The sequence below is a fragment of the Sporosarcina sp. G11-34 genome (assembly GCF_026931025.1).
In genome coordinates, this window is the sequence record NZ_JAHNZW010000013.1 from 44,451 (window position 1) to 57,792 (window position 13,342).

The 13,342-nt window shown below is 40.4% G+C and carries 12 protein-coding genes; 11 read left to right on the plus strand and 1 reads right to left on the minus strand.

The genetic code is table 11. The features are described from left to right. The first annotated feature begins 84 nt into the window (after positions 1 to 84). The 7 genes from dxs (at position 85) to KSU66_RS16785 (ending at position 8,087) form a co-directional block, all read left to right on the plus strand. Positions 85 to 1,986, plus strand: a complete 1,902-nt coding sequence (gene dxs / locus KSU66_RS16755) for a 1-deoxy-D-xylulose-5-phosphate synthase (protein ID WP_269052608.1) — start codon at positions 85 to 87, stop codon at positions 1,984 to 1,986. Next, positions 1,983 to 2,804 carry a TlyA family RNA methyltransferase gene (locus KSU66_RS16760; protein WP_269052609.1) on the plus strand — a complete coding sequence of 274 codons (822 nt, stop codon included), beginning with the start codon at positions 1,983 to 1,985 and terminating at the stop codon, positions 2,802 to 2,804. The genes dxs and KSU66_RS16760 overlap by 4 nt, the downstream gene beginning before the upstream one ends. A gap of 81 nt (positions 2,805 to 2,885) precedes the next feature. Next, positions 2,886 to 3,335 carry a transcriptional regulator AhrC/ArgR gene (gene ahrC / locus KSU66_RS16765; RefSeq protein WP_269052610.1) on the plus strand — a complete coding sequence of 150 codons (450 nt, stop codon included), beginning with the start codon at positions 2,886 to 2,888 and terminating at the stop codon, positions 3,333 to 3,335. Between the two features lie 15 nt (positions 3,336 to 3,350). After that, positions 3,351 to 5,048 carry a DNA repair protein RecN gene (gene recN, locus KSU66_RS16770; RefSeq protein WP_269052611.1) on the plus strand — a complete coding sequence of 566 codons (1,698 nt, stop codon included), beginning with the start codon at positions 3,351 to 3,353 and terminating at the stop codon, positions 5,046 to 5,048. A gap of 109 nt (positions 5,049 to 5,157) precedes the next feature. Beyond that, positions 5,158 to 6,126, plus strand: coding sequence for a SpoIVB peptidase S55 domain-containing protein (locus tag KSU66_RS16775; RefSeq protein ID WP_269052612.1), 969 nt, complete (start codon positions 5,158 to 5,160; stop codon positions 6,124 to 6,126). A 215-nt stretch (positions 6,127 to 6,341) separates the two neighbouring features. Continuing rightward, positions 6,342 to 7,133, plus strand: a complete 792-nt coding sequence (gene spo0A / locus KSU66_RS16780; protein ID WP_269052613.1) for a sporulation transcription factor Spo0A — start codon at positions 6,342 to 6,344, stop codon at positions 7,131 to 7,133. Positions 7,134 to 7,358: 225 nt separating this feature from the next. Next, positions 7,359 to 8,087, plus strand: coding sequence for a glycerophosphodiester phosphodiesterase (locus KSU66_RS16785; protein WP_269052614.1), 729 nt, complete (start codon positions 7,359 to 7,361; stop codon positions 8,085 to 8,087). Here the strand turns inward: KSU66_RS16785 and KSU66_RS16790 are convergent, their stop codons facing one another. Next, positions 8,088 to 8,369, minus strand: coding sequence for a DUF2627 domain-containing protein (locus tag KSU66_RS16790; protein ID WP_269052615.1), 282 nt, complete (start codon positions 8,367 to 8,369; stop codon positions 8,088 to 8,090). It abuts the gene before it with no gap. A 131-nt stretch (positions 8,370 to 8,500) separates the two neighbouring features. Between KSU66_RS16790 and KSU66_RS16795 the strand changes: the two genes are divergently transcribed. The 4 genes from KSU66_RS16795 (at position 8,501) to lpdA (ending at position 13,339) form a co-directional block, all read left to right on the plus strand. Continuing rightward, positions 8,501 to 10,549, plus strand: coding sequence for a sigma 54-interacting transcriptional regulator (locus KSU66_RS16795; RefSeq protein WP_269052616.1), 2,049 nt, complete (start codon positions 8,501 to 8,503; stop codon positions 10,547 to 10,549). A 72-nt stretch (positions 10,550 to 10,621) separates the two neighbouring features. Further along, a complete protein-coding gene (gene bcd / locus KSU66_RS16800; protein ID WP_269052617.1) occupies positions 10,622 to 11,716 on the plus strand; it encodes a branched-chain amino acid dehydrogenase in 1,095 nt (364 codons plus the stop codon). A gap of 83 nt (positions 11,717 to 11,799) precedes the next feature. After that, positions 11,800 to 11,928, plus strand: coding sequence for a hypothetical protein (locus KSU66_RS16805; protein ID WP_269052618.1), 129 nt, complete (start codon positions 11,800 to 11,802; stop codon positions 11,926 to 11,928). Continuing rightward, on the plus strand, positions 11,912 to 13,339 hold the full coding sequence (gene lpdA / locus KSU66_RS16810) for a dihydrolipoyl dehydrogenase (protein ID WP_269052619.1): 1,428 nt from the start codon (positions 11,912 to 11,914) through the stop codon (positions 13,337 to 13,339). Before KSU66_RS16805 ends, lpdA begins: the two co-directional genes overlap by 17 nt. The last annotated feature ends 3 nt before the right edge of the window (positions 13,340 to 13,342 follow it).

Sequence of the window (13,342 nt, forward strand, 5' to 3'; positions counted from 1 at the left end):
TCTTTATATGAAGCGTTTTTGTTGCTATACTGTTTAAAGCTTTTGTCATCCGTAGAAATTATATTGTAAAGGTGTGTGATACCTATGGATCTTACTGAAATTACTGGTCCTTCTTTTTTAAAGCAACTCAACAAGGAACAGATGGGGAAGCTTGCAGAGGAAATCAGAGCATTCCTTATTGAAAAACTATCTGTAACTGGGGGACATATTGGACCAAACCTTGGTGTCGTTGAACTTACAATCATGCTCCATAAAATATTTGACAGTCCGAATGATAAAATTATTTGGGATGTGGGCCATCAAGCGTACGTCCATAAAATATTGACAGGTCGTGCATCTGAATTTGATACGCTAAGGCAACATAAAGGATTATGTGGTTTTCCAAAAATGAATGAAAGTGAACATGATGTTTGGGAAACTGGCCATAGTTCTACGTCCTTATCGGCAGCGATGGGAATGGCCGCGGCTCGTGACATTAAAGGGGAAGAAAACTTTGTTATCCCAGTCATTGGTGACGGAGCGTTAACGGGCGGAATGGCACTCGAAGCGTTAAATAATATAGGTCATGAAAAGAAAAATATGCTTGTCATTTTGAATGACAATGAAATGTCTATCGCACCTAACGTAGGTGCTCTTCATGCGATACTTGGAAAGCTGCGAACAGCCGGTAAATATCAGTCTGCTAAAGATGAGTTGGAATATATTTTACGGAAAATTCCAGCAGTCGGCGGGAAAGTTGCCGATGCAGCCGAACGCGTCAAAGATAGCTTGAAATATCTTCTCGTTTCGGGTGTGTTTTTCGAGGAACTTGGCTTTACGTATTTAGGACCTGTAGATGGTCATGATTTTGCGGATCTTGAGCGCAACATCCAATACGCTAAAAAAATGGACGGACCTATTCTTCTTCATGTCATTACGAAAAAGGGGAAAGGCTATCGCCCAGCTGAAGAAGATAAAATCGGCAATTGGCACGGGACGGGACCTTATAAAATTGAAACAGGTGATTTTGTAAAATCGGCTTCTACTGCTCCTTCATGGAGTGGCCTCGTTGCGGAAACAGTACGAACGATTGCGCGAACCGATCGTCGAATTGTTACGATTACACCTGCAATGCCTGTCGGTTCTAAACTAGAAAAATTCGCAGAAGAGTTTCCCGACCGCTTTTTCGATGTCGGTATTGCGGAACAACATGCTACAACAATGGCCGCGGGTCTTGCAACACAAGGGATGAAACCTTTCCTTTCGATCTATTCAACGTTTCTTCAACGTGCATATGACCAAATGCTGCATGATGTGGCACGTCAAAATTTAAATGTATTTATCGGTATTGATCGTTCGGGTCTTGTTGGAGGAGATGGCGAGACACATCAAGGTATTTATGACATTGCATTCCTAAGACATATGCCAAACCTTGTCATTATGATGCCGAAGGATGAAAACGAAGGACAACATATGGTTAAAACAGCCATCGATTATGATGGAGGTCCCATCGCGATGCGCTATCCACGAGGGAATGGATACGGAATTCCGTTAGATGAAGTGTTGAGACCAATTCCAATTGGTACGTGGGAAGTATTGCGTGCCGGGAAAGATGCCGCAATTTTAACGTTTGGAACGACAATTCCAATGGCACTTAAAGCAGCGGAAGAACTTTCTCTTAAAGGAATTTCCGCACAAGTTGTAAATGCTAGGTTTATTAAACCGTTAGATACCGCTATGCTCGATTCATTATTCAATGCTGGAATGCCAATTCTGACAATAGAAGAAGCGGCCCTTGCTGGTGGATTTGGAAGCGCGGTTCTTGAGTATGCGCATGATGTTTCGCATAATGCGGCACCGATTGACAGACTGGGGATACCAGATCATTTCATCGAGCATGGAAATACGAGTGAATTATTGAACGAAATTGGCGTAACTACCGAAAACGCTGTTGAAAAAGTAGTGTCTTTAGTTCGGAAAAAGGCAATTGAGAGGGAAAATGTATGACAACGCGACCTAGAAAAGAGCGCGTCGATGTGCTCCTAGTCGAAAGAGGTTTGATTGAAACGAGGGAACAAGCCAAACGTTCAATTATGGCGGGTATTGTTTACTCTGCCGAAACTAGACTAGATAAACCAGGGGAAAAAATCCTTGCTGATTCACCACTAATCGTCAAAGGAAATCCACTTAAATATGTAAGCCGTGGTGGGCTAAAACTCGAAAAAGCATTGAATGTTTTTGACGTCGATGTAGCGGATAAAATCATTCTCGATATCGGCTCTTCAACTGGTGGGTTTACTGATTGTGCACTACAAGAAGGTGCGAAACATTGCTACGCGCTAGATGTCGGGTACAATCAACTTGCTTGGAAAATCAGGCAAGATCCACGTGTTACAGTTATGGAAAGAACCAATTTTAGACATGCAACATTGGACCTTTTTACTGAAGGGCAACCACAATTTGCGACGATAGATGTGTCGTTCATTTCGCTTAGACTTATTTTGCCTGCCCTTAAAACGATAATTAGTGAAGGCGGAGACGTCATCGCACTTGTCAAACCGCAATTTGAAGCTGGCAAAGGAAAAGTCGGTAAAAAAGGTGTAGTAAGAGAATTTGCTACCCATTTAGAGGTTCTTAAAAGAATAGCCGAAGCATCACTAGAAGAAGGTTTTAGTCTACGCGGCGCTTCATTTTCTCCTGTTACAGGAGGGGAAGGTAATATTGAGTTTCTCTTTCATTTAACTTCGGACGCAACTCCTGAAAAACGATTTGAGGACGAACTATTTGATAAGCTCATTCGAGACGCTTACAAGGAATTGGTGTAGCGCGCAGAAAATGCGCGCTTTTCTTTGTTGTGATAAAGTTACGGTATATTGCAACATTATTTTACTAAGGGAGTGGTTTTGTTGAATAAAGGGCATAGACATATACGAATCCGGGATATTATATCGAATTTTGAAATAGAAACGCAAGATCAGCTCGTTGAAAGTTTAAAAAATGCCAATGTCGATGTTACGCAAGCAACTGTATCTCGAGACATTAAAGAAATGCATCTGATTAAAGTTCCATTGGAAAATGGCAGGTATAAATATAGCTTGCCTCAAGTACATACATACAACACAGAAGAAAAGTTAAGTCGGGCGATGAATGACGCATTCGTAAGCATTGACGGGGCAGGGCACTTCTTAGTGTTGAAAACATTACCAGGGAATGCACAAGCCGTTGGTTCGCTTTTAGATCATCTTCGCTGGGAAGAAGTACTTGGAACAATTTGTGGGGACGATACATGTCTACTAATTTGTCGGGATGAATCCCTCACAGACGACGTGAAAGAAAAATTACTCGGAATGCTTTGAAAGAGGTGACGGCAAATGTTGAGTGAAATTTCAATTAAAAACTTTGCGATCATTGAAAGCTTAGAAGTAATGTTTGAAGAAGGACTTACGGTTTTAACGGGTGAAACCGGAGCGGGTAAATCGATTATCATCGATGCTGTTCAGTTGTTAACGGGTGGTAGAGGTTCACAAGGATTTATCCGACATGGTGCCAAAAGGGCCGAACTTGAAGGGCAGTTCATCCTTGAAGATTCAAAACATCCCGCGATTGCCAAAATGATGGAATTTGGAATTGAAGCAGAAGATGGCGTCGTTATTTTAAGAAGAGACTTGAGTTCAAATGGGAAAAGTGTTTGCCGTGTGAACGGAAAACTTGTAACGATTGCTATTTTGCGGGAAATTAGTTCGCAAATTATTGATATACACGGACAACATGAAAATCAGGAACTTATGCAAGAACGAAGACATATCCACTTATTGGATCAATTTGCGGGAAAAAAATTGGCGCATGCATTCGATAATTATTCTTTATTGTATGATCAATATAGAAAGTTAAAACGAAAACTTGAAGCGGCAGATGATAACGAACAACATATTGCGCAAAGAATTGATTTATATTCATTTCAATTAAAAGAGATTGATGCGGCTTCATTGAAGATAGGCGAAGAAGAAGAGCTTGAAGAAGAGCAGCGGAAGCTTCAAAACTTTAGCCGCCTCTACGAGCGATTAAACACGGCGTACGAATCGATAAGTGGAGACTCGCGTGCACTTGATTGGGTTGGCTCGGCGATGAGCGATATAGAGGATGCCGCAGATGTTGACAAAGCATTAAAACCATATTATGAAACAATCGCATCTAGTTTTTATTCTTTACAAGATACAGCTCATGAGTTAAGAAGTATTTTAGATAGAATGGAATTCGATCCGGCTCGTCTTGATATCGTTGAAGAACGGATTGCCCAACATCTTGCATTAAAAAGAAAATATGGTCGAACAATTGAAGACATACTTATTTACCGTGACAAAATTGCGGATGAACTCGATCAATTAGTAAACCGTGATGAGCGCCTTATTGCCGAACAAGAAAAGTTTAATCATCTTGTAAAAGACTTGGAAATTGAAGCGGAAGAACTTTCCATCATTCGCAAGGATGCTTCGGTAAAACTTGAATCGGCAATTATGGAACAGCTAGACCAACTCCATATGGGAAGTGCCTCTTTTAAAGTTAAGATTGAAACGAAAAAAGGTGGCAATTTTGATTTGAGCGGCAATGACGATGTGGTGTTTTATATTTCACCGAACGTAGGAGAGCCACTTAAACCATTAGTAAAGATTGCTTCAGGTGGAGAACTTTCACGGCTAATGCTCGCGCTTAAAACAATTTTTTCAAAACATCAAGGAGTCACTTCCATTATTTTTGACGAAGTCGATACCGGTGTGAGTGGCAGGGTTGCGCAAGCGATTGCCGAAAAAATTTCAATGATTGCGTCGCATTCCCAAGTGCTTTGTATTTCACATTTACCTCAAGTTGCAGCGATGGCTGACCAACATTATTTGATTAAAAAAGAAGTTAAAGAAGACCGCACGAGAACAATTATCGAAAATGTCATGAACTCGGAGCGAACCGTTGAACTTTCTAGAATGCTTTCGGGCGCGGAAACAACACCTTTAACATTAAAGCATGCAGATGAGCTATTAAAGCTTGCCAGTGAGCGAAAAAAAACATTTCAATAAAAAGAATGCGCATACATTATTATGCGCATTTTTTTTTGCTTTATTTACCCTTTCATAACATTCCCGAGAACGGACATACCAATAGTATCTTTACTCGAGGAGGTGAAATATGGGGTGGAATAGGCGATTGAAGTTGGTTTTGTCGTTTTCCTTGGTCTTGCTTTTTTTGCCACTACATGCAGGTTTGGCTTATGGGAATGAAGGAACACTCATTCCAATGGGACATTCAATCGGTATAAAGATGGATTTGTCGGGTGTGTTCGTCACGAATGACGTCATGTTGGATAAGGATCTTTGGTTGAAAGCGGGTGATCTTATTGAAGAGGTGGATAGCGTCTCGATTTTGAAATTGGAAAACATCGAAAAAACTTTTTCAGGTACTGACGATAAACAGGCCGTCACGCTAGTTATCGTAAGAAATAATGAACGAATTCAAGTCCAGTCGGATAACGCGGCCATTAAACGTCTTATTCCATTCCTTAAGGACAAGACGGAAGGGACGGGCACCTTAACATATGTCGATCCCAAAAAAGGCATATATGGTGCTCTTGGTCACCAAATTATTGACAGCTCGTTCAATTCACCACCATCTTTTACGGAAGGTTCCATTTACCTTTCCAAAATCGGCCAAATAAGGAAAAGTGTGCCGGGGCATCCTGGGTATAAGATTTCCACGATTTTGAAAGACGATAACGTTCTTGGTTCGATTAATAAAAATGGCATTTACGGAATTTTCGGTTCGTGGAACGATGCCTATAAGAAAGTGTTAGCCGAACCGCTCGAGATTATGCAACCTTCTGAAGTAAAAGAAGGGGAAGCTGAAATTTTTACGACTGTCAAAGGAACCGAAGTCGAATCTTTTTCAGTTATGATTACAAATGTAGAAAAAGATCAGTTCCATTTTACACTTACGGATTCAAAGCTTCTTGAAACGACGGGTGGAATATTGCAAGGCATGAGTGGAAGTCCAGTCATTCAAAACGGTAAATTTGCAGGTGCAGTCACTCACATGTTTGTCGACGAACCTGAAAAAGGCGCAGCGCTTTTCTTGACGACAATGCGAACAGGGGAGAAATAACAACAAGACCAGCCTGATTTCAGGTTGGTCTTCTTTTGTGTGAAAGTTTTAAAAAGAAGAACTAGTCGAATTTTGACGAATCTATCCGCCATTATATCTATTTTCATTATAAAAGAAGGATTCAAATTTAGTTTGTCGAAAACAACCTAGGGAGAAGTAAACTGGAGCATTTTATACTTTTATCGGATATGGAGCATAAACTAGGGGGAATGAAAATGGAAGTACTTAAAATAGCGATTGCTGATGATAACAAAGAATTAGTGAAAACAATGGTGGCATATTTTGAAAGGCATTCCGAAATTGAAATTATTTGGACAGCGCATAATGGGAAAGTATGTTTATCTATGTTGGAAGAAAATGTCCCGGATGTACTTTTACTTGATATTATTATGCCTCATCTCGATGGAATTGCTGTACTTGAAACGTTAAATGAAAACCCGGCATACAATGAAATTAACATTATTATGCTCACTGCTTTCGGGCAAGAAGATGTCATGACGCAAGCTGCAAATCTAGGGGCTTCTTACTTTATGTTGAAACCGTTTGAATTTGAGCGCTTAACAAATCAAATTTTCCAAGTGGCGGGGACTCGTAAACCGACAATTCCCGTGTCGCAACCAGGCGGCGGTCAAGCGCCGGGGACAGTAAGTCAAAAAGTGCTCGATACGACAATTACGTCAATTATTAAAGAAATTGGTGTACCGGCGCATATTAAAGGGTATGCATTTTTAAGGGAAGCTATACAAATGGTTTATACGGACGTGGATTTGCTTGGTTCAGTCACAAAAGTTCTTTATCCGGATATTGCAGAAAAATATAACACAACCGCTTCGAGGGTTGAACGCGCGATTCGTCATGCGATTGAAGTGGCATGGAATCGCGGAAATTATGAAGTCATTTCAAAAATGTTTGGTTATACAGTACACCATTTGAAAAGCAAACCTACAAACTCGGAGTTCATCGCCATGATCGCTGACAAAATAAGGCTGGAGCATATGGCTAGCTAATTAAAGAACTATTATACAATATGAAATAAAGAATCTTCCCAAAAACGCTGGAAGCTAGGGGATGCCTTCACTAAATTCCTTTTTAATATAAGAATACATTATTTCAGCACAACTGAAAATCGTTGAATAAGACGCCCGCGGAAAGGGAGCCGGTTCAACGGTTTTTTGGTGAGGAACTTTATTCTCCACATATATGTTAACAATAGTTAAAGGATGAATTGTTTAATGAATAGACCAACAATATTTGCACATCGCGGGGCATCAGGGAAATGTTTTGAAAACTCGATGAAGTCGTTTTTAGAAGCATACAAACAAAAAGCAGATGGACTTGAAATAGATGTCCAATTGACGGAAGACGGGGTTCCGATGGTTATTCACGATTCGAATATTTTTAGACTAGCGGGAATTAAAAAAGAAATTTCTTCAATGACGTATGCCGAAGTTAAGAAAATTCGGATCGGACGTAAATACATTCGTGGACTGTTTGGGCATCATATACCTACATTACATGAAGTTGCGAACTTTTGTAGTACGCATAAGATGGGGCTTAATATAGAACTAAAAGAAACGGTTTTGGAACGACCTGATTCAGTTGCGCAAATTATTGCAATTACTTCGGGAGTGGACCGTATTCATATATCATCGTTCCATTATCCGCTGATTGCGAAAGTCAAAGAAATATCGCCGAATATGGAGACAGCTTTTTTAGTGAGGAAAAAAGGGGTAGACTGGGAGAATTTAAATGAGTATCGGTCCGCGGATGGTTTTCATCTGCACAAAAGATTGCTCACGGAGCCTTATGTAAGCAAAATCGTTTCTACGGGTAAAAAAATACGTGTTTACGGAGTGACAGGTAAAGAAAATTTCATCTCTAATCCACCAACATATATTGACGGATGGATAACGGATTATCCCGGGGTTTTACTAAAAAGAAAAAAAGACTTTGACGAATAGTCAAAGTCTTTTTTTCTGAGCGAACTTTTTTTGTACTCTGCCATTTTTTCGATCGCGGTGTAGTAAAAATCCCGCGAAAAACCAAAGGCCAGCCCCAAACATAAGCAATCCGAGTAAAAACTGTAGCCATATGGGTAAAAAAGGCGCAGTTGAGCTCGCCTGTTCTGTTTGATTCGATGTGAATATCGAAAGACCAAATAACGAATCTCTCATAATTTTAATACCACCAGCCGCGATTAGGCCAGGGATGAGTAAAACGATGAATGCCGCAAGACGTGCCATATAAAAAACTCCTTTTTAAGCTCAATTTAATTTTACCTTTTCAAAATATATTGTCAAGAAGACGGCTATCGTGTATGATGAATTTGTAAATGCAAAAGATTGCACGCAGTAAAAGAGGAGTATGAACATCCTTGCAAAACATTCTTATCGTTGGAGCAGGGACCGGTGGATCAATCATACTGGACCTACTTCAAAACCTAGAATTCATGAATGTTAAAGCAATTATTGACGTGGATGAAAATGCACCAGGCATCATTCACGCAAAAAGTCTTGGAATCGCTTACGGAACTGAATGGGAAAGCTATTTAACAACTGATTTGCATATTATCTTTGATGTAACTGATGATGAAACAGTATTTGCTGCATTGTTACAAGCAAAACCTGCACAGACTGTTTTAGTACCGGGTTCAGTCGCAAATTTATTCGCTCGCCTGCTTCAGGAGAACGATGTATACATAAAGCGAATTCGTGGGGAAATGCATAAACAGAGAATGGTTTTCGATTCAATTGAAGAAGGCATGATTGGGATTAATGAAGCGGGAAGAATTAACTTTTTTAACAGAAGCGCATCCAAAATGATTGGTGTGCCAATTAAAGAAGTTGTCGGAAAACCGATTTCAAAGGTCGTTCCATCAACAAGACTTCTGAGTGTATTGAACTCAGGAAAATCGGAGTTAAACAAAGAACTAGTACTTGGCAACGGGTTGAAGATTGTCACTTCACGCTATCCTCTATTGGATTATAAGGGAAGAAAAGTGGGCGCATTTGCCGTTTTTAAAGACATTACCGAAGTTGTTGCACTAGCAGAAGAGATTACAGATCTAGAAAAAGTGAAGACGATGCTTGAAGCAATTATTTATTCAAGCAATGATGCAATATCTGTCGTTGATGAAGAGGGTAATGGGATCATTGTAAATCCCGCATACACGAGAATTACCGGATTATCGGAAGAACAAATCATCGGACAACCTGCTTCGGCAGACATTAATGAAGGCGAAAGCATTCATATGAAAGTGTTGAAGACGAGAAAGCCGGTTCGAGGCGTTCATATGCGTGTAGGTGAAAATAACCGTGAAGTTATTGTTAATGTCGCACCGATTATTGTCGATGGTCATATTAAAGGCAGTGTCGGGGTTATTCACGACAAAACTGAAATGCGCAATTTGATGAAAGAGCTGGATCAGGCACGTACAATTATTCGAAAACTTGAGTCGACGTATACATTTGATGATATTATTGGACGTTCATCAGATATTGAAATTTCGATTGAACAAGCGAAATTAGCAGCAAAATCGAATTTAGCCGTCCTGTTACGAGGCGAGACCGGAACGGGTAAAGAATTATTTGCACATGCGATACATAGTGGTGGCGAACGAAAGTTAAAAAAATTCATCCGCGTTAACTGCGCTGCGATTCATCCAATTACGTTGGAAGAAGAATTATTCGGAGTAGAAAAAGGCGATGTCGAAAATGATGTTTCAGTATTGGAACAAGGTCTTTTCGAAGAAGCGGAAAACGGAACATTATTTTTGGATGAAATTAGCGAATTGCCACTTGCTGTACAAAGGAAACTGCTTCATTATTTACAAAGCGGAACAATTTACCGCGTAGGTAGTGAACGACCGTTGAAATTATCGGTTCGTGTAATCACGGCCACATCTAAAAATCTTGAAAAAGCAATGCATGATGGATTTTTCAATGAAGAACTCTACTATGCATTGAATCGAATTTCGATTCAAATCGTGCCGCTTCGACTACGGAAGGAAGACATACCATCAATAGTTGAACATCTTCTAGTGAAGCTCAACCAAGAATTCGGCATGAAAGTGGAAGTAATTACAACAGAAGCACAAAAGTGGTTGCAGCAGTATGATTGGCCAGGTAATGTTAGGGAGTTAGAAAACATACTCAGTCGGGCGATGATCTTTACCGAGCCGGGGGAAACTACGTTAGAACTTAAAGATATTAAGAAAACGCTTTCATCGTCGGAAAGTAAGGATGAGGACCCGTTTTTACCTGAAAAAAGCACGCTTGGATCTATTATGGATGAGTATGAAAAAACGATACTTGAAACTGCATTGCGAGAAAACGCCGGCAATAAGTCACTCACAGCAAACAGGCTCGGGATTTCGCTTCGTTCACTTTATTACAAGCTTGAGAAATTTAGCCTTGATTACTAAAAAATTCGCTTGCACTTGCAAGCTTTTCCACTGAACAAAAAAATGCACTTACCTTTAGGAGGAAGATTTTAAATGGAGATTTTCAAGTATATGGAAACTTATGACTACGAGCAACTCGTGTTTTGTCAGGACAAATCATCAGGACTTAAAGCAATCATAGCAATCCACGATACAACTCTAGGACCCGCACTTGGTGGTACACGCATGTGGACGTATGCAAGTGAAAGCGAAGCAATCGAAGATGCACTGCGTCTTGCACGTGGTATGACGTATAAAAACGCAGCTGCAGGATTAAACCTTGGTGGCGGTAAAACAGTAATTATCGGAGATCCAAGAAAAGATAAAAACCCAGAAATGTTCCGTGCTTTCGGTCGCTATATACAAGGATTGAACGGTCGTTATATCACAGCAGAAGATGTTGGAACAACTGAGGAAGACATGGATTTAATTCACTTAGAAACAGATTATGTTACAGGCGTTTCGGCTGAATTTGGTTCTTCGGGTAATCCTTCACCAGTAACTGCTTACGGTATTTATATCGGTATGAAAGCAGCAGCAAAAGAAGCATTTGGTAGCGATTCGCTTGAAGGCAAAACAGTTGCGGTTCAAGGTGTTGGTAATGTTGCGTACACGCTTTGCGAACATTTACATGCAGAAGGCGCAAACTTAATCGTTACTGATATTAATAAAGAAGCTGTACAACGTGCAGTTGATGCATTTGGCGCAAAAGCGGTTGACATTAACGATATTTATTCACAAGATGCAGACATTTTCGCACCATGTGCACTTGGCGCAGTTATCAATGACACGACAATTCCACAGTTAAAAGCAAAAGTAATCGCAGGTTCTGCGAATAACCAATTGCAAGACACAGTTCACGGTGACTTAATTCATGAAATGGGTATCGTTTATGCACCTGACTATGTTATTAACTCAGGCGGAGTTATTAACGTTGCAGATGAACTTCAAGGATACAACCGCGAACGCGCATTGAAACGTGTTGAAGGGATTTACGGTACAATCGAGCAGATTTTTGCAATCTCAAAACGTGATAACATCCCAACATATGTAGCGGCAGACCGTCTTGCTGAAGAACGCATCGCACGCGTTGCAAAATCGCGTAGCCAGTTCCTACAAAACGAAAAAAGCATCCTTACAGGACGTTAATTAAGTAGAAAAATATGTAACCATTTAGAAGGTTCATATTTTGTGGGCGGGGTATTGTTACTCCGCCTAATTCATGGCGTGATATGTTTGAAGTCATAAGTGAAATTGTCGGTAAAAGCGGACAAGTAGTTATAGACGGGGAAAGAGCCAAAAAACTGTCCAGCATAATAGGTAGTTATGAAGGAGCCGATTCATATGGGAAGAGAATATGATGTAGTTATATTAGGCGGTGGAACGGGTGGCTATGTTGCGGCTATCCGTGCAGCGCAACTAGGACTTAAAACAGCGCTTGTTGAAAAAGAACTATTAGGTGGAACATGTCTCCATAAAGGATGTATTCCGAGTAAAGCACTTTTAAAAAGCGCCGAAGTATTTGATGTAGCCAAAAACCAAGCGGCAAGTTTCGGTGTGAATACAGACAATGTCACGCTCGATTTTAGCCGTGTACAAGCACGTAAAGAGGCAATCGTTAGCCAATTACACCAAGGTGTTACTGGCTTAATGAAAAAAGGGAAAATCGATGTCTTTGAAGGTCTTGGACGAATGCTTGGACCATCCATCTTTTCACCGATGCCGGGAACAATTTCAGTTGAAATGACCAATGGTGAAGACAATGAAATGCTTATTCTGAAAAACTTAATCATCGCGACGGGTTCAAGGCCACGTACATTACCTGGTTTAGAAATCGATGAAGTAGATGTTTTATCTTCAGACGGTGCACTCTCTATGGAAGCGCTTCCTAAATCGATGCTTATTGTTGGCGGTGGCGTGATTGGAATTGAGTGGGCGTCGATGCTTCATGATTTTGGTGTTGAAGTGACTGTTGTTGAATATGCAGACCGTATTATTCCAACCGAAGACGATGATATTTCAAAAGAAATGAAAAAATTGCTTACGAAAAAAGGAATTACTTTTGCAACTGGTGCGAAAGTTTTACCTGAAACACTCGTTAAAGAAGAAGGCTCTGTAACAATCTCTGCTGAAATAAACGGAGAAGTAAAACAGTTCACTGCTGAAAAAATGCTTGTTTCCGTAGGACGTCAGGCAAATGTTGAAGGCATCGGAATCGATAATACGGAAATCGAAGTTGAAAATGGCTTTATTAAAGCAAGAAAAACGTTCCAAACGAAAGAAAGTCACATTTATGCAATCGGTGACGTGATCGGTGGCCTTCAACTTGCACATGTTGCATCGCATGAAGGAATTGCAGCGGTTGAACATATCGCTGGTTTGAAAAACGATCCAATTGATTATACAAAAATTTCACGTTGTATTTATTCAAGCCCTGAAGCATCCAGTGTTGGAATTACGGAAAAGCAGGCGAAAGAACAAGGATTTGACGTGAAAATCGGAAAGTTCCCTTTCATGGCAATTGGTAAAGCGCTTGTGAACGGCAACTCAGACGGTTTTGTGAAAATTATTTCAGACAAAAAGACAGACGACATTTTAGGAGTGCATATGATTGGCTCTCACGTTACAGACTTAATTTCGGAAGCTGGACTTGCAATGGTTCTTGACGCAACGCCGTGGGAAGTGGCAAGCACGATCCATCCGCATCCATCGCTATCTGAAGTAATGGGTGAAGCAGCATTAGCTGTTGACGGCAAAGCAATTCATATGTAAAAG

Coding starts and splice junctions, on each gene's coding strand:
- dxs (WP_269052608.1), top strand. CDS start 85: ATGGATCTTACTGAAATTACTGGTCCTTCTTTTTTAAAGCAACTCAAC.
- KSU66_RS16760 (WP_269052609.1), top strand. CDS start 1,983: ATGACAACGCGACCTAGAAAAGAGCGCGTCGATGTGCTCCTAGTCGAA.
- recN (WP_269052611.1), top strand. CDS start 3,351: ATGTTGAGTGAAATTTCAATTAAAAACTTTGCGATCATTGAAAGCTTA.
- KSU66_RS16775 (WP_269052612.1), top strand. CDS start 5,158: ATGGGGTGGAATAGGCGATTGAAGTTGGTTTTGTCGTTTTCCTTGGTC.
- spo0A (WP_269052613.1), top strand. CDS start 6,342: ATGGAAGTACTTAAAATAGCGATTGCTGATGATAACAAAGAATTAGTG.
- KSU66_RS16785 (WP_269052614.1), top strand. CDS start 7,359: ATGAATAGACCAACAATATTTGCACATCGCGGGGCATCAGGGAAATGT.
- KSU66_RS16790 (WP_269052615.1), bottom strand. CDS start 8,369: ATGGCACGTCTTGCGGCATTCATCGTTTTACTCATCCCTGGCCTAATC.
- bcd (WP_269052617.1), top strand. CDS start 10,622: ATGGAGATTTTCAAGTATATGGAAACTTATGACTACGAGCAACTCGTG.
- KSU66_RS16805 (WP_269052618.1), top strand. CDS start 11,800: ATGTTTGAAGTCATAAGTGAAATTGTCGGTAAAAGCGGACAAGTAGTT.
- lpdA (WP_269052619.1), top strand. CDS start 11,912: ATGGGAAGAGAATATGATGTAGTTATATTAGGCGGTGGAACGGGTGGC.